1 protein-coding gene and 1 pseudogene are annotated in these 569 nt (G+C 66.4%); one reads left to right on the forward strand and one right to left on the reverse strand.

Going from position 1 to position 569, the window contains the following annotated elements:
• A pseudogene (locus GTW67_RS03830) lies at positions 1–98 on the reverse strand (malonic semialdehyde reductase); the annotation flags it as partial.
• A 242-nt stretch (positions 99–340) separates the two neighbouring features.
• Here GTW67_RS03830 and GTW67_RS03835 point away from each other — a divergent pair.
• On the forward strand, positions 341–553 hold the full coding sequence (locus GTW67_RS03835) for a DUF4287 domain-containing protein (protein WP_161163372.1): 213 nt from the start codon (positions 341–343) through the stop codon (positions 551–553).
• Positions 554–569: the final 16 nt, after the last annotated feature.

The raw sequence follows: 569 nt of genomic DNA on the forward strand, positions 1-569 counted from the left end.
ACCTGCTCGTCGGTCACCGGCTCGTCGGTGAAGGTGTTGGCGGTGCGGGCCTCGCGGAACAGCAGGTCCTGGGCGGCGGGGTCAAGAACGAGAGACATGCGTGAACTTCCTCGGTGCGTGTGTCGGTCCCGCGCGGTGCGGCACGGAAGCCGTTGACGAGGACGACGCTACGCCAAAGAAGTTCAAGCTTCAACCAATAGGGAAGCGGAGTGATCCGCTTCACTTGATCAAGGGGGGCGGGGTGACGCAGGTCACGCCCGGCGGGCGATCACTTCACGCGCCGGTCGCGGTCATACAGGGCACAGACCGCCGCCACACGCACGGATGGGACCGCACCGACATGACCAGCACCGTGAAGGGCCCCGCCTCCTACTTCCCGTCGATCGAGAAGAAGTACGGCCGGCCGATCGCGGAGTGGAAGGAACTGATCCGCTCCTCGCCGCTCGCCAAGCACATGGAACTCGTCACCTGGCTCAAGACCGAACACGGACTGGGCCACGGCCACGCCAACGCCCTCGTCGCGCACACGCTCGCCGAGGACAGCGGGAAGTAGGGGGCGGCGGGAAGCA

The sequence above is a fragment of the Streptomyces sp. SID5910 genome (assembly GCF_009862125.1).
In the GTDB taxonomy this organism is placed as follows: Bacteria; Actinomycetota; Actinomycetes; order Streptomycetales; family Streptomycetaceae; genus Streptomyces.

What these genes read in the sequence shown, in the direction of transcription:
- GTW67_RS03835 (WP_161163372.1), top strand. Translation starts at nt 341, where the DNA reads ATGACCAGCACCGTGAAGGGCCCCGCCTCCTACTTCCCGTCGATCGAG.